Annotated in this window: 15 protein-coding genes, 1 tRNA gene and 1 pseudogene; 6 read left to right on the top strand and 11 right to left on the bottom strand. The window is 49.9% G+C overall.

The features are described 5' to 3' along the window. Window positions 1–3: 3 nt before the first annotated feature. Window positions 4–879 carry a fumarylacetoacetate hydrolase family protein gene (locus MKX76_RS00860; protein WP_341032708.1) on the bottom strand — a complete coding sequence of 292 codons (876 nt, stop codon included), beginning with the start codon at window positions 877–879 and terminating at the stop codon, window positions 4–6. Between the two features lie 172 nt (window positions 880–1,051). On the opposite strand from MKX76_RS00860, the gene MKX76_RS00855 reads away from it, so the two are divergent. The 3 genes from MKX76_RS00855 (at window position 1,052) to MKX76_RS00845 (ending at window position 3,233) form a co-directional block, all read left to right on the top strand. Next, window positions 1,052–1,972 carry an AraC family transcriptional regulator gene (locus tag MKX76_RS00855; protein ID WP_007127652.1) on the top strand — a complete coding sequence of 307 codons (921 nt, stop codon included), beginning with the start codon at window positions 1,052–1,054 and terminating at the stop codon, window positions 1,970–1,972. Window positions 1,973–2,302: 330 nt separating this feature from the next. After that, window positions 2,303–2,899, top strand: coding sequence for a helix-turn-helix domain-containing protein (locus tag MKX76_RS00850; protein ID WP_007127651.1), 597 nt, complete (start codon window positions 2,303–2,305; stop codon window positions 2,897–2,899). Between the two features lie 145 nt (window positions 2,900–3,044). Beyond that, entirely contained in the window at window positions 3,045–3,233 is a 189-nt protein-coding gene (locus tag MKX76_RS00845) for a hypothetical protein (protein WP_007127650.1), read from the top strand. Window positions 3,234–3,374: 141 nt separating this feature from the next. Here MKX76_RS00845 and MKX76_RS00840 read toward each other — a convergent pair whose 3' ends face one another. Beyond that, window positions 3,375–4,088: a WD40/YVTN/BNR-like repeat-containing protein gene (locus MKX76_RS00840; RefSeq protein WP_213614699.1), complete on the bottom strand. Its 714-nt coding sequence runs from the start codon at window positions 4,086–4,088 to the stop codon at window positions 3,375–3,377. Between the two features lie 283 nt (window positions 4,089–4,371). Here MKX76_RS00840 and MKX76_RS00835 point away from each other — a divergent pair, with 283 nt between their 5' ends. Next, a complete protein-coding gene (locus MKX76_RS00835) occupies window positions 4,372–5,007 on the top strand; it encodes a LysE family translocator (RefSeq protein WP_007127648.1) in 636 nt (211 codons plus the stop codon). A 258-nt stretch (window positions 5,008–5,265) separates the two neighbouring features. Here the strand turns inward: MKX76_RS00835 and MKX76_RS00830 are convergent. The 4 genes from MKX76_RS00830 to MKX76_RS00815 all read right to left on the bottom strand — a co-directional run bounded on the left by MKX76_RS00830 (window position 5,266) and on the right by MKX76_RS00815 (window position 9,928). Next, window positions 5,266–5,349 (bottom strand) — tRNA-Leu (locus tag MKX76_RS00830). Between the two features lie 497 nt (window positions 5,350–5,846). After that, window positions 5,847–6,989 carry a GerAB/ArcD/ProY family transporter gene (locus tag MKX76_RS00825; RefSeq protein WP_210095040.1) on the bottom strand — a complete coding sequence of 381 codons (1,143 nt, stop codon included), beginning with the start codon at window positions 6,987–6,989 and terminating at the stop codon, window positions 5,847–5,849. Window positions 6,990–7,003: 14 nt separating this feature from the next. Then, window positions 7,004–8,218 carry a Ger(x)C family spore germination protein gene (locus tag MKX76_RS00820; protein WP_007127645.1) on the bottom strand — a complete coding sequence of 405 codons (1,215 nt, stop codon included), beginning with the start codon at window positions 8,216–8,218 and terminating at the stop codon, window positions 7,004–7,006. 18 nt (window positions 8,219–8,236) lie between these two features. After that, window positions 8,237–9,928: a spore germination protein gene (locus MKX76_RS00815; protein WP_007127644.1), complete on the bottom strand. Its 1,692-nt coding sequence runs from the start codon at window positions 9,926–9,928 to the stop codon at window positions 8,237–8,239. 268 nt (window positions 9,929–10,196) lie between these two features. On the opposite strand from MKX76_RS00815, the gene MKX76_RS00810 reads away from it, so the two are divergent. Further along, window positions 10,197–10,712, top strand: coding sequence for a hypothetical protein (locus MKX76_RS00810; RefSeq protein ID WP_341032705.1), 516 nt, complete (start codon window positions 10,197–10,199; stop codon window positions 10,710–10,712). Between the two features lie 61 nt (window positions 10,713–10,773). Here the strand turns inward: MKX76_RS00810 and MKX76_RS29710 are convergent. After that, window positions 10,774–10,926 (bottom strand): annotated as a pseudogene (locus MKX76_RS29710) (winged helix-turn-helix domain-containing protein); the annotation flags it as partial. A gap of 12 nt (window positions 10,927–10,938) precedes the next feature. Here MKX76_RS29710 and MKX76_RS00805 point away from each other — a divergent pair. After that, complete coding sequence (locus MKX76_RS00805) at window positions 10,939–12,063, top strand: S8 family serine peptidase (RefSeq protein ID WP_341032704.1); 1,125 nt, start codon at window positions 10,939–10,941, stop codon at window positions 12,061–12,063. Between the two features lie 191 nt (window positions 12,064–12,254). Here the strand turns inward: MKX76_RS00805 and MKX76_RS00800 are convergent, their stop codons facing one another. From MKX76_RS00800 to MKX76_RS00785, 4 genes are all read right to left on the bottom strand, one after another. After that, window positions 12,255–12,968 carry an MgtC/SapB family protein gene (locus tag MKX76_RS00800; protein WP_007127643.1) on the bottom strand — a complete coding sequence of 238 codons (714 nt, stop codon included), beginning with the start codon at window positions 12,966–12,968 and terminating at the stop codon, window positions 12,255–12,257. 53 nt (window positions 12,969–13,021) lie between these two features. Continuing rightward, window positions 13,022–13,627: a glycerol-3-phosphate responsive antiterminator gene (locus tag MKX76_RS00795; protein ID WP_007127642.1), complete on the bottom strand. Its 606-nt coding sequence runs from the start codon at window positions 13,625–13,627 to the stop codon at window positions 13,022–13,024. A gap of 66 nt (window positions 13,628–13,693) precedes the next feature. Further along, window positions 13,694–14,503, bottom strand: coding sequence for an HAD-IIA family hydrolase (locus tag MKX76_RS00790; protein WP_341032703.1), 810 nt, complete (start codon window positions 14,501–14,503; stop codon window positions 13,694–13,696). Window positions 14,504–14,861: 358 nt separating this feature from the next. Next, the gene (locus MKX76_RS00785) at window positions 14,862–16,607 is read right to left on the bottom strand and encodes a glycerol-3-phosphate dehydrogenase/oxidase (protein ID WP_341032702.1); all 1,746 of its coding nucleotides are present in this window, start codon (window positions 16,605–16,607) and stop codon (window positions 14,862–14,864) included. Between the last annotated feature and the right edge of the window lie 193 nt (window positions 16,608–16,800).

Below are 16,800 nucleotides of genomic sequence, written 5' to 3'. Positions count from 1 at the left end.
AAACTAATTTGATAAAACAGGGTTCACCAGCGTACCGATACTGCTGATCGAAATTTCAATCCGGTCTCCGGGCTCAAGCGTAAAATCATTAGGCGGCACAATGCTTGTGCCTGTCAAAAGCACCGTACCATCGAATAAATCGTTGTCCTTTGCCAAGAACGAGACCAGTTCATCCAGCTTTCGGTTTAATTCACTTGTACTTGCCTGGCTCTTCACGACCATGCGCCCCTCGCGGTAAATCTCGCAGACGATGCTGAATGCATATGGATTCTGCACCGTTTCCGCAAGCCGGATGGCCGGTCCGATGGAGCAGGAATTGCGCCATATTTTTGCTTGCGGCAAATACAGCGGGTTCTCCCCTTCGATATCGCGGCAGCTCATGTCATTACCCACGATGTATCCCACTATACTTCCATCAGCGGCAAGGACTAGTCCCAACTCAGGCTCTGGAATCTGCCATGTGGAATCGCTGCGCAGCGTGACGGCCTCGTTCGGTCCGATGGTGCGGGCGGCCGTGGATTTGAAAAAGATTTCCGGCCGCTCAGCGTCATAGACTTTATCGTAAAATGTCTCCGCATCCAGTCTTCCATCCGTAGCTTCATAATTTCGTGCTTCGCGGCTTCGTTGATACGTAACACCCGCCGCCCATACTTCCGGCGCGTCCAGTGGCGTGACAAGATGCAGAGAAGTCCAATCACCAGCCAGCTCACTTGTCGGACTAAAAGCGCTTTCAACCAATTGAACAGGAGAGATCCCGCGCTCCCTGGCTTGATGGATCAAAGTCATAAAATCCGGCTGCGGCAGACGATAGGCTGTTTCATCATCCGTAACGGCTGCCAGCCGCTTCCGTTGTCCGTCCAGAAATCGAATAATTCTCATTCAGGCTTGCCCCCATTTCTTCCCCATCGGGTTGATATTACTACCATAGCACCACCGATCGCCCATGACGATGCGCTAATCTCTACGACGATTTACCCTTTTCACGCATAATTTTTCTGTTAAGATGAGTCTAACCGTTACGGGAATACAGGACATACCGAGGAGGTTTGCTGTGACCAAGCTTTCCGAAGCCGCGTATTTAGGTCGTCTGCCCGATGTTCGCATGTCTTTTCAATTATTGGGGCTGCATGCAAGAAAAGTGGATTCCCGCTGGACTTATCCGTCCCACGAGCATTCCATGTACGAAATTCATTGGATGATGGACGGCGAGATGAATATGGTGGTCAATGGACAGCTGTACAAGCAGTCCGTTGGAGACTTGTTGTTCATTCGCCCCGGCATGACACATTCCTGCACGTGTGCCGGTCCGCAGGGTTTCACTTACTTCTCCGTTCATTTCAGCGTTCACGATACATCCTTTTGCAGAGAACTCAACCGCTGCAAGGACATTTATTATCCGGCAGATTCGGCTTTAGCCCAGGGACTGTCTTCTTCTCTGTCTACGCTGTACAATCTGGCCACAGAGCACTTATCCAGCCCGCTGCCGGCCTCCAAACAGATGAGGGTCCATGCCGCCGTATTCGAACTGCTCGGCTCCCTGGTCGGACAGCTGTCTCAGACCACATCCGTCACCTTATCCAGAACAGAATCCATCGCGCGTCAGATCGCCGAGCAAATCGAGGACTCCGTAAGATATATTCATCTTCACGGTGAAATTCAGGAGACCGAGCGAACCTGGATCCAAGACATCGCCAAGTCGCTGAACCTTAGTCCGTCGCAGGTTAATCGGATTTTTCGGCAGGTATACGGCAGAGCACCGCGCAAGTTTCTATCCGAAACCCTCCTGAATGAGGCCCAGCGGCTGTTGAAGCAAACAGACCTAAGCATTGACCATATTGCGATGATGCTGGGGTATAAGACCAATGCGCATTTCAGCCGCCAATTCAAGCGGTGGACCGGCATCGCACCAAGCGAGTTCCGCATCCATTCCCAGCAGCCATCGGCAGCCGGCCCGGATCATCCGGATTATTGAACCAAATTGCGAATAGAACCGGCCGGCGGCAGTTTTTTTTGTTAGGCATAGACAAGTCTAATGAAACATTTAAGCTTTGTAGCCAACTGTACACCCTACGAGATACAGATCATTTGATATTCGTTGAGTCGACGAGACATCATCACTTTAACGTTGCCGGATTCATACTCCAGCGGCGTGTTTCTGGGTACGGCAAGCACTTCTTTCACAGGTCTGTCGCAGTACGCGTTGATTATGCAACAACGAAATGGAAACAAATGTTTAGACGTTGGCTATTGAAAAGTTAGTGTCGAATATTGTAGTATTGTGTTAAAAAAAATCGGAGGAATTATGCCTACACCATTGCAGCAAGAAAAACACTCCATTGAGGCGTGGTCCCTGATCAATCGGAAATATTTGGGGAAAGGCGTGCGAGTCAAGCGCTTTCGGAGGCCGACCCGCTGCCAAATTCGCAACCGCGTCCTCCTTGCCATTCTAATGGCCAATGACATCAAACTGTCTCAGCTTGCCGAAGAATTGGGAGTTTCCTCGCGCAGCGTCAGTGCTTGGGTATATGAGGGACGCGTACCCGGAAAGCAAAATCTGGAGAAAGCCTGCAGTTACCTCGGGTATCCCCGTCATATTCTGTTCCGGGAGGAGCTGCTGGAGCAGTCCCCGCTGATCTGCCAGCCTGCACCGTCGCGCTTTATGAAGCGGACGTTGACACGCTCGCCGGTCAGTAACCGGATCCTGACAGGCCTATGCATGGTGCACGATTTGTCGGTAAGCGATGTGAGCCGCTGGATCGGCGTGCATCCCGGCACATTCCGCAAATGGCTGCATCAAGGAACGGTTCCATCGGCAGCATTTCAGGAGAAAGCGGAACAATTTTTCCGCATTCCAAAATCGGTCCTGTTTGCAGACTGCATCCTGAACAAACATTCGTAAAGCAAGAACGAAATGAACTCATAACCTCTTCATCAACTGCTCTGCGCGACCTTACCCGGATTAAGGCTCGCCGGGCTTTTTTTCTTCTTGCCGGCATGTTCTTCGCGTTAACTGGGAATATTGTTCGTTGAGGTGATGGTCTGGCATGAGCTTAAATCAGAAGAACGGTGCTGCGCTGGGTCTGCTGGCAGGAACGACGTTCGGCAGCGGCATCGGTTTTTTGCTGGGATGGCACTCCTACGATCTGGTCGGCAGCGTAGCCGCCGGCGGTATTCTCGGCATTGCAGGAGGCATATGGCTCGGCTGCCGAATCCTGTTTAAGGAGCTGCCCTGAGGGAAGCGCCCGGTTGAAACAACCGCAGGAGCAAAAATATAAAGCAAACAAGCAGACCGGATAAGAGAGCTACCTCTTGCCCGTGCCTGCTTGTTTTACGTTGGTGTGGATTTCTTCCATGCCGCCTGATCTTCTTCTATGTTACAGCCATTCGCCATGACCGTGAAGATCCTGCTGGTCATTCTGAAGCCGCCAGCCAATCAACGGCTCACGCAAATCTTCCGGTTTCCGGGTCGTATCCGGACCCTCGGATTCTCCCCACGTTTTCCCCCCGTCTTCCGTTCTCGCCGATCCGCTGAACCCCGTGTCCGGCGATACGAAATGAAGAAATCCCCCATTCGGCGTCCTGCCGATCTTGTTCCAGACCTGTCCCCCGTCCGTCGACTGATATAAATCATTGTTCTCCATGACGGCCCATACGTGGTTTGCGTTCAAGGCAAAGATTTGGCGAACCGTCTCCTCGGGATAAGCCTGCACCTCCCAATCGGTTCCGCCGTCATCACTGAAGGCAATCCATCCGTCTCCCCCAATCCATCCGGCTTGGTGATTGATAAGCCACATGGCCGTAACATCCGTGAGATCCACTTCGTCTTTGCTCTTTCCATCCGCTTCGCCACTTGAACCCTGGCCGGCAGGTTCTGATGGGTTCCCCTCGGACTGATCCGTCTTCGAGGATTTCCCGCCGGATGCCGATCCGTCCGAATCGCTCCGCTTCCCGTCATGGTTCTGCGTAAGCGATACGGGAGCAGGAGCGACAACGCTGCTCCCGGAATCGGGCGCCTCACAACCGGCTGTCACGGACAGCAAGACGACCAGCAGCAACCATGTGCCGAACCGGTTTCGTACGTTTGCCATTTCGACCACTCCCCCTTCCCGGTCAAATTCCCCCTGCTGTCAATCTATCCATGATGGAACGGCGATAACATAACGCCAGCTCCAAGACCATTCAATTACTATAAGTATAATGGCAACACCCCATAAAACGGAACAGGAAAAAACGCTTATCCGGGAGGTTCTAAGAGCAGCATAATTATCGATTCACCTGCTTGCCATTTGAATCATTTGACTCTAATATAGGGACAGGATGGTTTGAGTAACGACAGACCCATCGCTTTAGGACCATAAAGGGGGAATGCAAATGCTCGATTTTCCGACTCTTATGACGTACATCATCGTTGTTCTTGGTCTATTTTTGATTCCAGGACCCGCCGTTCTCCTCACCATTACCCGCACCGTTCAGAACGGGCGAAGAGGAGGCATAATGGCTGGGCTCGGTATCGCTACCGGGGATTTCCTACATACCTTATTTGCAACGGTAGGTCTATCCGCAATATTGATGACTTCGGCACTTGCCTTCAATGTTGTTAAATTTGCAGGCGCAGCCTACTTGCTATACCTAGGGATTCGCGCAATCCTAAGCAAGCCCTCCGAACCGCAAATGCCCCAGGTTGAATCGGCAGGCTCCCTGAAATCCTACGTTTCGGCAACTGTTGCTGAGCTTCTTAATCCGAAGACGGCCCTCTTCTTTCTGGCATTCCTGCCTCAATTTATTCATCACGAACGCGGTGAAGCGGTCGGGCAGTTCTTAGTCCTGGGATTGATTTTTGTGATTCTAAGCATATTGTATACAACCACGATTGTATTAAGTGTCTCCACGCTTGGAAGAGTGGTTAAACGGACGCCATGGATCAGGCGCCTAAGCCAGTGGAGCGGCAAATTCGTTGGAGCAATCTACATTGGACTGGGCCTAAAGGTAGCATTCCAAAGACAGTAATGGATGAAACGTATCCCTATCAAGGCGCTTAAGTGCACGGTGCCGGCAGACAAACTTATTGCAGATGCAACCCCCACTTATTGAATTGTGGGATACTCAGCGCATGAGAACAGCTCCGAAGGGAGCTGTTTCTTATTTTCGTACAACCCTCATCACGCTTTCAACCGATGATACGAGCTGCGGAAAACTCAGATATACAAAAAAGCTCTTGAATTGCCGCAAGGACAAATTCAAGAGCTTATTCGCTGTTACATTAGATGCGGTCGAGAGGACTCGAACCTCCACGGGGGTTAGCCCACACGGACCTGAACCGTGCGCGTCTGCCAATTCCGCCACGACCGCATGTGTTTGGGTTATCAACTCGTTGTGATCACCGTAATTAAGAGTATATAACGACTAAAGTTAAAAAGCAAGCATTTTTTTAAAAAAAATGTCGAAAGCATGGTATGCATCATGATGGCGTACCGCATGACCCGCTCTCCCGCTTCGGTATTTTTAACCTCCCTCCCCTCCATACTATAACAGGACGGGGTTATAAGAGGCGCCAATCCGATTGACCCCCTAAGACGAAAGGCGAGGTGAGTTGCATGCTCCTGAAAAAATATTCGATCATGTTATTAACCGCCGTATTATGCTTGACCATAACGATCCTTACGGACATCCTCTTCGGCTTTCCGTGGTACAACTTTATCATTAACTGGCGTTTCACGCTCTTCTCTCCCGTTGAGAGAATCACCGTGATCCTCTTGCTAGCTCTGCTGGTTATTCCGGATCTTTATCGCAGCTTCCGCAAGAGGAAGCATGAAACGAGCCCCTCTAGAGCGTCTGGGGAATCGGATTCAGGAACCGGAAGCGGGTCCCGAACCCGGGCCGGGTGCAGAACCGGAACGCCTTCCGAGGATGGCTTTGCGGATCAGACATATGATCACGAGCAGGAGCGGTAAACCGATGGAATAGAACGGGAACACCGTATACAGGTAGGCTCCCCCTTTCATTAGATGCTCGCTGTAAGAGCGGGCAAGGATAATGGAGAGGCCGAGTATGACCAGTGCATAGGGATAAATTAATTTACGATACGGGATTTTGAACAATATGGAGGAACTGATCAATGCTGCATAATAATATAAGCTGATTTTAAAGAACACGCCGATGATCAGAACCATCACGATCAGAATTTGCGTCCGCTCGATAAATTCCGAAATCTCTACCTTCCCCATCATGGTCAAGAGCGGAAATACCGCCCGTTCGGTAATATCCGCTCCCAGTACTGAAATCGTGATCAACGACACGTGAGCCAGGATGACGCCGGTAACCAATATCGCCAGCAGTCCTGCTTTCACCCCATTTTTGGTATGGTTAACAGCCGGAAAGATGGCCGTCGCACAGATAAGCTCGCCAAACGGAAAATGAATGTTTTTCTTTAGCACCGATTCTAGAATCGGCTGGAATCCTTCACCCATGACAGGTAGCAGGAGCTGAAGGTCAATGATCCCGGAAAATAGAATCACGATCCCGCTGAACACCCCGATCATAAACATAATCGCCAAAAAGATGGTAGCCGTCCGTGCCAGCACCTCCAAGCCTTGATGCAGCACATAGGCCACCGCCATGATCATGAGCAGATTCACGATCAGAAGCGGCGTTTCCCTCAACGCGGCGGACGCCATGACCAGCAGTCCCCCGTCTACGAGATCTCGAGCCGCTGTGAACATATAAAGGACGGCATAGACTAGTCCTACAAGGCTGCCGACATATTTCCCGAGCAATAATCGATAATACTCCACTGGCAGTTTATCGGGAAATGCCGTGTACAAATACGCATTCAAGGAGAAGATCAGCATGCCGATCACCGTTCCGATGAGCACGGCTATCCATGCATCCCGGCCTGCCTCAAGTCCCAAATTTACGACGAGCGTCGTGCCGAACTGAAACAGAACCAATATCGAGAAGAATTGAAATGGGCTGATTTTCACCTTTTCCATTTGACTCTCCTCCTTCATTGGTTGTGGATCTTGTATAGAACGGAACGATCCCTCATTTGAGAATTTCGTATCACCGGTTTCACATGGTATTTCACTTGCACCCGTGGAAAGAGCTGATCCCAGCGATTCTTCATCTTTCGCCAAGCGGACGGATCGGACCGTTCCACAGCCTGACCAAATCCCAGAATATCGCTATTCACTTCCTTGCTCTTACGAACGGCTAGCTCCATAATACGAATAACCTCTCTCGAGGCTGCGTCCTCCAGGAGCTTCATCGTTGCCGGATTTCGCAGGTCAATCGCGCTGTTCACTTCACGGATCGAGAAATTAGGCTCCACGTGAATGTGAATAATCGGATTCGCAGGATCTTCTAAGTCAGCGAGCAGCCTTGTTTTGGACCGCATAACTTCAAGCGATATTTCTCCACCTTGATCAAGTAACTTCAAATGGATCGGCGTGATTTTCATTTTATTCCGGATCCAAACGGTGCCGCGGGATTCGTCCGCGTTTAACCAGCTCACAAGACGATCCCCTTTAAATACAGCCATTTGGGAGATGACCGCCAATCCTTCTACCTTCGCGTTCTTTAAGGTTTCCATCTTCGATGCCTTTTCGGCGCTGCCTTCGATCATCACTCCGTTCACCAAAGGCCCGCCTCCCGGGGTAAGCAATCCACGGATGACATCATCTACCTCGATCCGAAAATTCTCTCCAAGCTGTCCCGACGTTAAATCGATCTTCTGCTCGAGTGCAAAAGCCGTGATTTTTCCAATCGGTGTCATTGCAGACACGACATCCTCTGCGGTTTGTCCCTGGGTTGCAATCAATACTTCGGCATTCAGCCGGATATCGGAGTCTCTGTCCAAATAATCGAAGAGATCGATAATGCCCTCTCTCGCCACGCGATCCGAGATGACGATCAGACCGGTATGGGCGAGCGAAATGATACGGGGCACTTTGCGGGAAGCATTGCGCATCGCTTCGACTACGCTCTTCCCTGATGCCTTATATACGGAGGTAGGCGTTGCTCCTCTGCCGGCCTTCCCCGAAATTTCATCGGCGATGACCGTCTGGAAGGAAACGAGATATTCCTTCTCCTCTTCCTTCCAATCCACGCCGATACCGGAGACAATTGCACGCTTATTCAGCTCTACCACATCCCAGCAGCCGCTCAGCAGGCCGAGACAGCAGCACATGATCAGAATGGTCAGCCCTTGATGTTTGCGCATATCTCAGTTCGCCTCCCATCATGAGTTACGATTTCCTCCTGCTCCGTTCGCAGCCGTATGCTGCCCCCTTCCCGAAGCGCTTCCGCCATCGGCACCTTGTTGCCCCGACCCGCTCATCCTCCCATCCGAGTCTCCAGCCAAGGAAGTGTCTTGATTCGATGACGCTCCAAATCCGGTTGAAGACTCCGCAGCTTGAGTTTGCAGCGGCTGAAAGGGTAAACGGATGATCGCATCCTTCTGATTCCTGAGCCGGAATGGACTGATTGGCGACATAAAGGGTACACCGAAGGACCGGAGACTGTTCATATGCGCGATCAGCACGATGACGCCCAAGGTCAGCCCATAGAAGCCGAACATGCCGGAGAGAACCATGAAGCCAAAGCGAATCAGCCGTCCAGCGATGGACAGGTTGTAGGCCGGAAGCGTGAAGCTTGCAATACCGGTCAATGCCACTACGATAACCATCGCTGGCGTAATCAGACCTGCTTCAACGACAGCTTGTCCGAGGATGAGCGCACCGACAACCGAAACCGTCTGCCCAATCGCCCGCGGCATCCTGACACCGGCTTCCCGCAATATCTCGAACACAACCTCCATGAGCATCGCTTCGATAAAAGCCGGAAAGGGGACGCCTTCACGTTGGGCAACCAGACTGATCAGCAGCTGCGTCGGTACCATTTCATAGTGAAACGTTGTTAATGCGATATAAACAGACGGACCCAGAATCAAAATAATAAAGCTGATATAGCGTACGAGCCGCATGACGATGGCGATATCGAAACGCTGCGCATAATCCTCAGGCGACTGAAAGAAATGGGCAAATACCGTTGGAAGCACCAGCACAAAAGGGGTTCCGTCCACCAAGACAACGATCCGGCCCTCCAGCAGCTTGCTCGTCGCATCGTCAGGACGCTCCGTGTTATATATCGTTGGAAACGGAGTAATGGTCTTATCTTGAATGAATTCTTCAATATAGGCAGACTCCAATATCCCTTCAATCTCAATCCGGTTCAGCCTGTCCTTGATCTCCCTGACAATCCCCGGATCCGCCTTGCCCTTGACGTACATGATGGCTACGTGGGTATGGGTGACCGATCCGATCTTCATCGTTTCGAGCCATAGCTGAGAAGATTTTAATCTTCGCCGGATGAGTGAAATATTGGTTGCAATGGACTCCACGAAGCTGTCCTTCGGGCCACGGACGACCAGCTGCGAGGTTGGCTCGGTTACGGATCTCCATTGCCCGCCCTGAGTGCCTGCGATAATGATGTGATCCGCCCCCTCAAACAGGATGACCGTGTCTCCAGACAATATCGCCAGCATCGCTTCGTTCCAATCTGCACTCATTCTGGATTCGCCCATCGCAAGTCCGTCTTTCATGACCATATCCAGAAAATCGGCCGGGCTGCGCTCCTTCTGCAGGAATTCCTTGCTTAATTGCAGCAGCGATTCCATCACATCGTGATTGATCATTTCCGGATCGCTGAGCCCGTTTAAATAAACGATGGCGCAATTGGCCTCGGACGCTCCTCCAAGCTTCAATTGCCGGAAAATGATATCCGGGCTGTTCCCAAGTTCTGTACGGATGCGGTCCAGATGCTCCTGTAAATGGTCGGCCGGCTCGATTCCCGCAATTTTCCGGGAAGCTTCCTGCCCCGGCGCATCCTTCCTTGGGGCGAAGCGGCGGCCGCGAGGCCGGTAGCGTAGCATTTCGTTTCCTCCCAGCATGCAAAGCTCGAGTTACCTCCATTATTTGCTTTACATGCCTTTTTCATGCGAAGCCAGTATAGGAGGAAGTTTTGCGCTAGGCGATTTATGTTATAGGGAGTCTTATGCTTGTCATGGTTCTTCAACTTCAATTCGATTCTATTTGGGAGCACCCGAAAAAGTAAGTTCCTGATTACTGGCAACCTTTAAGGGGCCCTTGACGTTATTAAATATGAATGCATTAAATTGTGATAAGGAGGTGAGTTATGGAATGAAACTGCATAAGCAGTTAGCCATTTCAATGCTGGTGATCCTAATTACTATTCCTTCTGTTGCATATGCTGAAAATAAACCGGAGGATAGTAACTTATTTAAAATCATTGGACAAACGAAGGAATTTCCTGTAACAAGCATTAAAGTTAATTACAAAACAGTAAAAAAAGTTATCGTTTCACACTCATCCACAATTAATTTAAACCAATCTGAAAAGACTAATAAAACCCCAAAAATATTTCAAGCACTTCAAGAAAAAATAGACGAATTTATTAAAAATAATGACTCAGGGAAAATTGAAGTAAGTATTATGCTAAATCAAAATATAAAAATTACAAAAGAACAATTCATTAATACTATTTTCGCCACATTCAAAGATTCGATCACTAACGAGGAAGGTTTAGGAGGGTATAACTTTTTTGTTGAACTGACTCCAATCGAGATTCTGGAAATCAGCAGATGGGATTCGATCTCTTCCCTCTCTATCCCAGAAGATGTTATCTCTGTTTGGTAAGCTACTATTATTTTGGTGCCTACTACCATTTTCCAACAAGGATAATGTAGTAGGCATTTTTCTAAGTAGTATACGTACTGAGCTTATATCCAAAGCCTCTTACAGACTTAATGTATCGAGGTTTGCGGGGGTTATCTTCAACTATGATACGTATACGATTTATGTAAACATACAGCATGTGGACATCCATGTTTTCCTCCTCTACTAGCCATACAAATTTGTATAGATGTTAAGCGGTGGGAAAATCATTGGGTGGAAAGATTTCGTTAATCCTAAATCAACCTCTGCGTATGATGATCTAGGTCACGGTACACACGTAGCAAGTATTGCTGCCGGTACTGGAACAGGGGATCCAGGCATACAAACTGGAGTCGCACCCGGTGCAGCACTTGTAGGAATAAAGGTATGCTCTACGAATACTAATTGTTCTTATCAAAACATAATCGAGGCTATGGACTGGGTCATTCAAAATAAAGGGACCTATGGTATAGATATTATGAACTTGAGTTTAGGTGCACCTGGAGCAGCGGATTCACAATTTTGTAGTAGAGCCGGGAGTGCTGCTAGTAATGGAATACTTACAGTAGTAGCTGCAGGTAACACTCCTGGTGGAGCAAATTATGATTCTTTGAATCGATTTGCTAAATGCCCCGGTGTTCTGTCAGTAGCCAATGTAGCCGATCCGTACGAAGGGGGTTGGTATCTAAATCCTACTTCAAATAGGGGGACAGGAAGCGAAGGTCCATCCCTCGCTGCTCCAGGTACAAGTATTCGTGCTGCAAAGGCAAACTCAACGAATGAATATATTACATACACAGGTACTTCAATGGCTGCACCTATGATCTCTGGTTTGACTGCCCTTATGCTTGAAGCAAGTAATGGAAGTGTCAATTTCGATTATAAAATTGAAGACTATGGAATGGACGGATATGACAAAGTATATGGTAACGGATTAATTTTAGGACATAGCACGATTAAAGCAGCAGCAGGTTCATCTTCTGGGTCATTCGATAATTATCGTAAACATTTCCGCGCACAGGGTAATATTGCAGCAGGGACTATTGATATCTACCAAATCAATGTAACAGATATCGAAGCTTTTTTTGCGACAACTCTTATAATAAATAATGAAGATGGTGCTGATTTAGATTTATTCATTTGGAGTCCTGGAGTACAGCCAATCCAGAATGGCGAACTTAGACTTGATTTAGCTAAATATGGAAGTTCAGGTCTTCTTCCCCAAGAAAATATAAGTTTCAAGCCTTCTGTAAAAGGTACTTATTCCATCGGAGTTATTGCCTATTCAACAGCAACCTACGCAATTGACTGGGCTGGGCAAATTTCTCCATAAGTTTAAATGTTCAAGTTGGCCTCATAAAGAATGGAGCCGTAAAATCGTACGGCTCCATTGATTACCTTCTTTGGCGACACTCACGCTCATCATAAAATGATTTAACGTCTTGATCACATTTCCTGTCTGCCAACGCTTCAAGTTGAGCTGTGCACTGAGCTTATTAACACTTCCCCCTTTTGCCGTACGCACTAATCCCGCCAATTCATCCGCACCTGCTTGATCCCCTCGACCTGCCACAGCTGCTCGAATAAGGCATCGATGCCTTTGCTGTTAAATGAATACACCCGGAATTCCATCGTTACTTTCGTTGAATCATCATCGGCAGAGTCATTATTGACGATCATGCCCTGGACGGTCATGTTCGCCTTTTGGAGAAGATCGGTAATGATGCTGACCTGCACGGGCCGATCACCCGCTTCAATCATGATTTTCAGGCTCCCCGACTTCTTAATGAACAAAAACCGGGATTCCAGCTTGTTCAGCACAAGCGTACTGATCAGCACGATGGCAGTCGTAACGACCGCCGGCCAGTAAAACCCGGACCCCACGCTGAGCCCGATGGCAGCAGCTACCCATAACGTTGCTGCTGTGGTGAGGCCTGAAATAATATGATTGGAACGCCGCAGGATAGCGCCCGCGCCAAGGAAGCCGATACCGCTTACCACCTGCGCCGCAAGCCGCGCAGGGTCAAATCTGGCATTGGGATGATTGATAAGCAAGGAGTCAAATCCGTAAATGGAGGTCAACATGATGAGGGTTGATCCCACGGCAACCAACAGATGGGTCTTCAGTCCAGCCTGCTTATTTCTGCGCTCCCGTTCCCAACCGATCAGCCCGCCGAGCAGAGCTGCAAGCAGCAGCCGCATCAGCATCGTTTGCATATCCAGTGAAATATCGTACATTTTCGTTCACTCCTCATCAGCAACCGTTCTATTATCCCCCTCGCTGGCCGGTCTTATTGCATATGCTCATCCTGCCAGCGCCATAGTTCCTTACTGGAGGTCGAAATCCCGATGACGCCGCTCTTTAGAGCCGTATCGAAATCCTCCAAATCAATCATTAATCCACCCGCAATGACGGGCACATCGACTTCCGCCCGGATCCGGTCCATAATCCGCTCGCATACCATGCCTGGCAGCACTTCAATGGCATCCGGATTCGAAGCCTTAATCATCTTGATCCCGTTATCCAGCGAAACGGAGTCAAATACGAACAGTCGTTGAACGGTCAGCAGGCCAAGCTTCTTGGCCTCGACGATGATCGTATTCTTCGTGGTGACAATGCCGTCGATGCCTACCTTTTCAGCCAAATAAGTTACTCCCGCCCGATCCTTCCCGATCCCTTCGATCAGGTCGAAATGAACGAAGGACAGCTTTCCGGCCTCCTGGATTTGTTCTACGATCGACTCGATATTAAATATATCGGTCCTCAAAATAAACACGATGTTCGATTCGGTTGCAAGCACGGAGGGGAGCTCGTCAGCATTCATCAAAGATGTAATGATCGGTTTGCGCTTCAAGCAGTACGTGATTCGCTGCGCGCCTTCTACACTTGTTCTCATGTCTTCACCTCGTTGCCAAGAGCAGCATCTCCGGTTCTCCAGCTGCCCGGGCTTATTTTTTGTACCTTAAGAACCCGCTTCATTTGCCTCTTTCACGGTACGGCTGCGATAAATATCGTGGACCGAATCCAGAATATAGGTTGGCTTCACATCGCTGTCTTTCAAATCCTCCGAAGTCGAGACGCCGGTAAGCACCAACGCTGTGCTCATCCCGGCCTGATTGCCCATTCGAATATCGGTTTCCAGACGATCTCCCGTCATGAGGCACTCTTCAGCCTTAACTCCCAAAATATCAAGTGCCGTCAACGCCGTCAAGACGGAGGGCTTACCCATGACGGTTGTAATTTTCATGCCGGTCGTGCCTTCAATAGCCCCGATCATGCCGCCGCAATCAGGAATATCGCCTCCCGGCATCGGGCATGTTCGATCCGGATGCGTAGCGATAACGGCCGCGCCTCTCTTAATCGATTGGTATGCAAAGTCCAGATGCTTATAATGAAAGTCCCGATCCCAGGACACGACAACGACGTCCGTCTCTTCCGGCGCGGAAGCAAATGTAATCCCGTTATCCAGCAGCTCCTGCTTTAATATCGGCTCGCCGATGACATAAACCTTCGCCCCCGGATGATGCTTGTGCAAATAATGAATCGTTACGAGTGCGGGATTCAAAATGTTATCCAGCTCCACCCGGATTCCGAGCTTCCCTAGCTTTTTCAAATAATTTTCTCGGGAATCGATCGTTTTGTTCGTCAGAAACAACAAGCGTTTATTCAAGCCCTGCAAATAACGGACGGTCTCTACGGCCCCCTCGATCGCTTCCGGCCCTAAATAAATCGTGCCATCCAAGTCAAAGATATACCCTGAAAAATGATCCATACTCGATCTCCTCTGCATGTTCCATCTTGGAATTTTGATAGATTCACAATCTGACTCGTGGGACTACGAAAACGGAGCCGCACGTGGTCTAGTATTCATATGTTCCGGCACAGCCGGTTAGTCCTTGCCGAAACCACTTGCTAAAGGAGCCGGATTTCTAAAATCGCCCATAAAAAATGAGAAGCTCCTCTGCATAGCAAGATGCTCATTCATGCAAAATGAATGATTCCGTTATGCAAAGGGCTTCTCATCATCTCCGCCCAGCTCTATAATCGATAATTTAATACTACATCCAGTTATTCCATTTGACAAGTGAATCATGGGGATCATTCGGTTCGAATGCCGAAAATGGGGACCATTAGGTTTGCGTTAGCTGTTTCGCTGCCTCATCCGTTACAATCAGCTCGGCGGGATCTTGGTCAGGCTCCAAGGGGAACCGCTCAAGTAGGTTGCCTCCTCCAAGTCCCCATGCCATCTGAAGCTGATCCTCAAGCAAACGCCACTGCCTGGCCTGCTCTTCTTCATCCCAATCCAGCAGCTCGCCCATGATCTCCATGACGGGAGCGATCATCCGCTCGGCCGTCTCCCGCTCAAACCATACCCAGCCGGTTCGCCGCAGCAGGAAATCTTCGACGGCAACGGTCATTTCATGCTCGATTGAATAGATCAGCTCTGCCCGCAGCAGCTTATATTCATCCTTTTCCTCAGCTGACGAAGCCCGATAAATGTCCAGCAGCTTCTTGGCGTTCGACCCGTATCTTGCTATAAGTCTTCGCATGGGGTCAGCTCCGATTCCTTGAAGGGCACCCTGTTCGACCATCATTTCCTTGAACCGTTTATAAGTAAGACCGTTCAGGTCCCCTCCGCTGATTGGCGTCCGGTCGGTCATGCAAGGAGGATAGATCGTTCCATCCGCATCCTGGATGTGCTTAGCCACGAGGTCCACAACGGACATCGCCCTCTTGCGAAATCCGGTTAGATTTCCTGGCCTCGCTGTGATCAACCCTGATTCGGATATGAGAATGCCATCCTTCCCGGTCATGTCGGGAGACTGTCTGTTCTCCGGCTTGAACATCGCGCTTAATCCGCACCAGCCTGATTCGATATCCCCATGCTCCAGGCGGATTCCGGGGAACAAGCCGTTGACGGCGCCCATCAAATACCGCTTATCCTCGTCCGTTATATCTGGTGTCCCGACACCTCCTTCAAACGGAGTCCCGGTCATACCGATGCAAGTCTTAGAATCCTTAGGGATGACGAGGACTCTCCTTCCTCCGGGACCTTCAAAACAAACAGCCTGACGAACAGGGAGTTTGTTATAATCGACAACAAGATGCACCCCCTTGGTCAATTGCAGCTGCTCGCTGGCCAGCGAGTTGTCCATTTGCCTTACCTGATCCGCCCATGGGCCGGCGGCATTCACAATTTGGCGGGCGAGGATCGGATATCGGATTCCGCTTAAGCGGTCCTCGACACGGACGCCTGCAATCCTCCCGCCCCGATAGATAAAACCCAACACTTTTGCGTAATTGACCATCAGCGCGCCCTTCATCCGGGCAGCCTTCAGCACCTCAATCGTCAATCTCGCATCGTCAGCCCGGTACTCACGGCAGTAGGCCGCCCCTTTTAACGCGTCTGAATTCAGCAGGTTTTCCAAAGACAGGGTTTGTTCCCGCCGGTACATCCTTCCCCGACGGCTAGCCTTCGCACCGGCAAGCCGATCATACGCATACAGCCTGATGGAACTCGCCAAATAACCGCTGGGCTGATGTTTATAAATCGGCAGCAGCACTGGAAGCGGTTTCACCAAATGGGGGGCGCAGCGACGCAGCAATGCCCGCTCGGTACAAGACTCGCGTACCAAACGAAGCTTCCCTTTCCTGAGATATATCAATCCGCCATGGATCACCTTGGCGGATTTGCCGCTTGTTCCGGAGGCGAAATCATTCATCTCCACCAAGCCGACCGTCATTCCACGGCAGCTGGCGTCCCAGGCAATCCCGGCGCCCGTAATGCCACCGCCGATCACCAGAACATCCAGCTTGCCCCTCTCCATGTCCTGTAAATATTGAGCCCGCAGCTTTGCGGATAACCCTTCGTTCACCGTCAATCACCTCTTTCCCCAACGCCTTGATATAAGAAAAACGTCTATCGACGTGCTTTCAAGGAAGACAAACCTCGTTTAGCAGTAGTTTTTTGCGAGATCTGGCAGCAGCTTCCTCCGGAGTTTATAGCTTCAGATAGCTAAAAAAGAACCGCATCTGCCGAAAATGCGCACGTCATACGCATCCATAGCA

Origin of the sequence: Paenibacillus sp. FSL R5-0810 (genome assembly GCF_038002285.1) — a bacterium.
GTDB lineage: Bacteria > Bacillota > Bacilli > Paenibacillales > Paenibacillaceae > Paenibacillus_AQ > Paenibacillus_AQ lactis.
The sequence above is the reverse complement of the archived record's forward strand: the minus strand, read 5'-3'. Positions and strand labels throughout refer to the sequence as shown.

Excerpts from the sequence above, each read along its gene's own strand:
- MKX76_RS00860 (WP_341032708.1), bottom strand. The coding sequence starts at position 879 with ATGAGAATTATTCGATTTCTGGACGGACAACGGAAGCGGCTGGCAGCC.
- MKX76_RS00850 (WP_007127651.1), top strand. The coding sequence starts at position 2,303 with ATGCCTACACCATTGCAGCAAGAAAAACACTCCATTGAGGCGTGGTCC.
- MKX76_RS00845 (WP_007127650.1), top strand. The coding sequence starts at position 3,045 with ATGAGCTTAAATCAGAAGAACGGTGCTGCGCTGGGTCTGCTGGCAGGA.
- MKX76_RS00840 (WP_213614699.1), bottom strand. The coding sequence starts at position 4,088 with ATGGCAAACGTACGAAACCGGTTCGGCACATGGTTGCTGCTGGTCGTC.
- MKX76_RS00835 (WP_007127648.1), top strand. The coding sequence starts at position 4,372 with ATGCTCGATTTTCCGACTCTTATGACGTACATCATCGTTGTTCTTGGT.
- MKX76_RS00825 (WP_210095040.1), bottom strand. The coding sequence starts at position 6,989 with ATGGAAAAGGTGAAAATCAGCCCATTTCAATTCTTCTCGATATTGGTT.
- MKX76_RS00820 (WP_007127645.1), bottom strand. The coding sequence starts at position 8,218 with ATGCGCAAACATCAAGGGCTGACCATTCTGATCATGTGCTGCTGTCTC.
- MKX76_RS00815 (WP_007127644.1), bottom strand. The coding sequence starts at position 9,928 with ATGCTACGCTACCGGCCTCGCGGCCGCCGCTTCGCCCCAAGGAAGGAT.
- MKX76_RS00810 (WP_341032705.1), top strand. The coding sequence starts at position 10,197 with ATGAAACTGCATAAGCAGTTAGCCATTTCAATGCTGGTGATCCTAATT.
- MKX76_RS00805 (WP_341032704.1), top strand. The coding sequence starts at position 10,939 with ATGTTAAGCGGTGGGAAAATCATTGGGTGGAAAGATTTCGTTAATCCT.
- MKX76_RS00800 (WP_007127643.1), bottom strand. The coding sequence starts at position 12,968 with ATGTACGATATTTCACTGGATATGCAAACGATGCTGATGCGGCTGCTG.
- MKX76_RS00795 (WP_007127642.1), bottom strand. The coding sequence starts at position 13,627 with ATGAGAACAAGTGTAGAAGGCGCGCAGCGAATCACGTACTGCTTGAAG.
- MKX76_RS00790 (WP_341032703.1), bottom strand. The coding sequence starts at position 14,503 with ATGGATCATTTTTCAGGGTATATCTTTGACTTGGATGGCACGATTTAT.